We start from the raw sequence: 3,906 nt of genomic DNA, 5'->3' as shown, positions 1-3,906 counted from the left end.
TATGTTGCAGGGGTCATCTGTTCTTAATGACTACAATCAACGCCTTGTTGATGCCAATAGAGAACGTTGGCTGGAACAAGACAATAGCGGCTGGAATAGGTTGAATATGCTTATGAACGCCGGTCATGGCTTTGCAAGGAATTACGGCACGACGACGAATAATCATACAATCTCTAAGATAGAGGGCAATAATCCGTGGAAAAATGTAGGGGCTATAGGTTCTTTAGCACTTCAAGCAGCACCGATGGCTTTTGGTTACATGGCAGGTGGTCCAATGGGAGCAGCGTTGGCAGGAGGAGCATCCAAGTTTTTTTAGATTACATGAATCAAAAGAAAGCTCTGGAGAATAATTAAAGAATAGTTTTGTAGGAGAGTGTGATGGCATTTCCATTATTAGGCTTAGCTGCTGGGGTAGCAGGTGGGGCAGCATTGAGATATGGACCTCATATTTTTAGGTATCTTTATCCCAGAGTAGCTCCAAAAATGGTTACAGGGGCGAAAGGATTGGGACAATTAATGAAACCAAACCTGAAGAATCCTTTAGTAATTGGTGGGGCGATTGGGAGTATTCTGGATAATATAAATGAAGCACAAGCCCCATCCAACCCCTATTTACAGAATAGTCTGAATCCATATGGACCATTTATGCCCTATACGGCTCCTAGAGCGGAAATGCCTCTTGGATTTGATCAACATCCACCCATGCCAAATGCACTAGAGAGTACTCCACAAGAACTAAAACCTTATGTTAATGAACAAACGCAACCATTAGCACCCGCTTCCCCAACACCGACTCCTGAACTGACAGATGCAGAGAAATTTTTACAGTCCAATACTTATAAGTTTTTTCAATCAGATGCGTATCAGAAGCTCAAAGATCTTTTTGCAGGTATGGCAGAATCTTCATCAGACGGTTCTGGGTGGGATGCGCTTGCAAGTGGTGTGAAGCATCTTAATGAAGGTGATAAACGAAGAGAACAAGTCAATCAAACCGTCGAATACCTAAAATCTAAAGGCTACAGTGAAGAAGAGGCGCGGTTCATGGCTGGGAATAAAGATGCATTGAATGCTTTTCTATTACAAAAAGTGAACGGCGGTTATGATGCTAGATCTAAAGAAGAAATGGACCGCCTACGAGAAACAATAGATCTTAAAAATAGTGAAGCTATCAGTAGTAATACACTCCATGACATTGAACGTTTTATGAATTATATAGAAGAGAATGGTGATTGGGCTACGGGAAATCTTGCTGATTGGCAAGCTTCTTTTAAGGTTCCTCAACACCGTGATATGCGTTCACTGCTTGATTCCATTAAAAACCGTATAGGTATTGACCGTTTAGAAACGATGAGACGGTATTCACGCAATGGTGCTTCTGGTTTTGGTAACCTTACAGAAAGAGAGCTTGATATCTTAAAGAGCTATTTAGGAGAGATAAAGTACGACTTGGGTCATGAAGAGCTCTTGTTTAGGTTGAAAAAAATCCATCAGATTTTGACTAAGATGAAATTAGACGTATTGAAATTGCTAGAAGACAGCAGCATTGAATTAACGCAAGAGAGTGTTGATAAGGTTACCTCACAGCCGCATTCTAAAGCTCCACAGCAAGGACGTAATGCTTTGCCACTTGTTACCAGCAAAGAAGAGGAAGATGCATTGCCTTCCGGTGCACGCTTTATTGGTGAAGATGGAAAGATAAGGGTTAAAGGGGCTTAAAATGGCATATATTCCTTATTCTCGCATTGTTGATGATGTATCTGATAATGATGGTACGTCTTCGGTGAAGAACAGTCGTGGTAATCAAGGAAAAACAACAACGGGTTATATTCCTTATTCCCCTCTTGTTGATGATGATACGGCTTCATTTAATACAAAATTTACAGCAGATGATTTTTCATTTGATGATAAAGATCTTACGTGGTCGGATGCACTAAGGAGTCATGGGATATCTGGTTTGACAGCAGGGTATAGTGATGAGATACAAGCAGCCAATGAAGCAGGTTTTACGGATTATTGGAGCGGCGATAAAAAGGCAGAAGAGGTTTATAATAGAAGAGTAGCCAAGGAACGTGCTTACCAAAAAGCCTTGGAAGAGAAACATCCATGGTTATCTTCTGGTGCTTATATTGCTGGTTCGATTTTACCAACATTAGCATCATTGGGGATCCCTGCTTTAAATTTTTTGCGAGCAGGCTCGACTTTAGGAAGTTTAGGTAGGGGAGCTATTGTTGGGGCAGGTTCTGGAGCTTTACATGGTTCTGGTGCAGGAAAAGGTTACAATGATACGGTGAATTCGGCATTAGCCGGTGGTGTTGGTGGGGCAGTTTTGACGCCGGTTGCTGCTTTAGGAGGTATAGGTATTTCTAAGGCAGTTCGTAGTTTAGGAAATGCTTTAAAATCGCCTCCACTTGTAAGGAATTATTTTAATCCTGCTCGTAAAGAGGTTTCAAATAAAGCTTTGAGAGAAGTTGCCAAGCAACTTTACGATAATAAACCCCAAAAGATCACGGAACGTCTTAGCTCAGAACCTCAGGAAGTATTTTTGACAGATATTAATGAAAAACTACGACAGACTTTGTGGAATGCGTCTAAAACAAATGAAGATGTTTATAATCTCTTGAAACAAGCGCATGAGAAAAGATTGGGAGGTTCTGTTCAACGTCTTGATGATATGATGGAGCAGACGATTGTTCCATACCAGCATAGAGATATTTTAAGCAGGACACTTAAACGGCAAGGGAAAGAAGCGCATGATCATCTTTATGAACAAGCAAGGCAAACGCCGATAGGACGAGAGTATTATCCGGCTCTTAATAAACTTTTTGAAAATAAAGGGTTTCAAAAAGCTCTTAAAGAAGCTGTCAATACTTTAGAGGAACACCCTCTCAGTATAAATCCTAGAAGGTTTTATGATAGAAGATTTAGCAGTATAACCTATAAACCTACGATAGAGTTATTAGATCAAACTAAGCAGTCTCTCGATGATTTAATCGAAAAAAGTAAGAAACATGGCGATAACCAAAAGATTTTAGGATACGAAGTCCTCAAACAAAATTTGGTAAAAATAATGGACGAAATCTCTCCTACTTATAAAGCAGCACGCGGTAGTGCAGCAAAATTCAAAAACTTTGCAGATAGCTTTGAGGAAGGTAGACAAGCTTTTGGAACAAAGCTTGAAAAGAGTTTTGAAAGGGATGCAGTTCAGGAAAATCTTTCTAAAGGGAATTGGACAAAACAAAATAATACCTATCAGATGGGTATGAGAGATGCCTTAGATGATTTACTCAGAAAAAATGATGACCCTATTAATGAATTTTCTAAACTTTTAAAACAAAATCTTGCGTCTGAGAATCTTGAAAGGACCATAGGACCGGAACGGTTTTCTACTTTTAAAAAGGCAGTAGATCAGGAGAAGTTCTACTCTGATGCAGCAAAAGAAGGTTTTAGCAAATTTGAAGGCGCTCCTGAGTTTTCTATTCGTGATGGAGTTAGTTTCCCAAACCTTACTGATATGCACACTCAAGCTTTTAAATTAGCACGAAACATATTTTTCCACCCGAATGCTCCAGAGGCGCTACGGGCAAGACAAGAGCTAGAGCGCGGTATAGCGAAGTTAGCAACTTTTGGCGTTAAAGGAATGGAGCGCAATGAAATTGCCAAATTGATTCAAAGTGCTTTGAAGTGGCATAAAGCCGGTGTGATAACGGATGAAGGCTTGAAGATTGTTTCTAGAGCTGTAGCAAAAGGGTTAGGTCCTAGTGCTTCAATAGAGTATGCGAAATGACCCGTTCTAGTCCTTCTGTTAATCAAGCGATACGGCAAACGGCAGCGCGTTATGGTTTGCCAGAGAGTTATTTGTACCGTGTTGCGCAAGTGGAAAGTGGAGGCAATCCGAATGCAAGGAAT

At 40.5% G+C, this 3,906-nt stretch carries 3 protein-coding genes and 1 pseudogene; all 4 read left to right on the top strand.

Going from position 1 to position 3,906, the window contains the following annotated elements; translation table 11 throughout:
* A pseudogene (locus ACFILT_RS08720) lies at window positions 1-316 on the top strand (hypothetical protein); the annotation flags it as partial.
* A 62-nt stretch (window positions 317-378) separates the two neighbouring features.
* On the top strand, window positions 379-1,716 hold the full coding sequence (locus ACFILT_RS08715; RefSeq protein WP_375679913.1) for a hypothetical protein: 1,338 nt from the start codon (window positions 379-381) through the stop codon (window positions 1,714-1,716).
* Between the two features lies 1 nt (window position 1,717).
* Complete coding sequence (locus ACFILT_RS08710; protein ID WP_375678724.1) at window positions 1,718-3,784, top strand: glycine zipper family protein; 2,067 nt, start codon at window positions 1,718-1,720, stop codon at window positions 3,782-3,784.
* Window positions 3,781-3,906: transglycosylase SLT domain-containing protein (locus tag ACFILT_RS08705; RefSeq protein ID WP_375678726.1), on the top strand; the 126-nt coding region annotated here is incomplete at its 3' end. The genes ACFILT_RS08710 and ACFILT_RS08705, both read left to right, overlap by 4 nt.

It is taken from the genome of Bartonella sp. AP7XZML, assembly GCF_042195745.1.
In the GTDB taxonomy this organism is placed as follows: Bacteria; Pseudomonadota; Alphaproteobacteria; order Rhizobiales; family Rhizobiaceae; genus Bartonella.
This window is presented reverse-complemented; position numbering and strand designations above follow the sequence as displayed.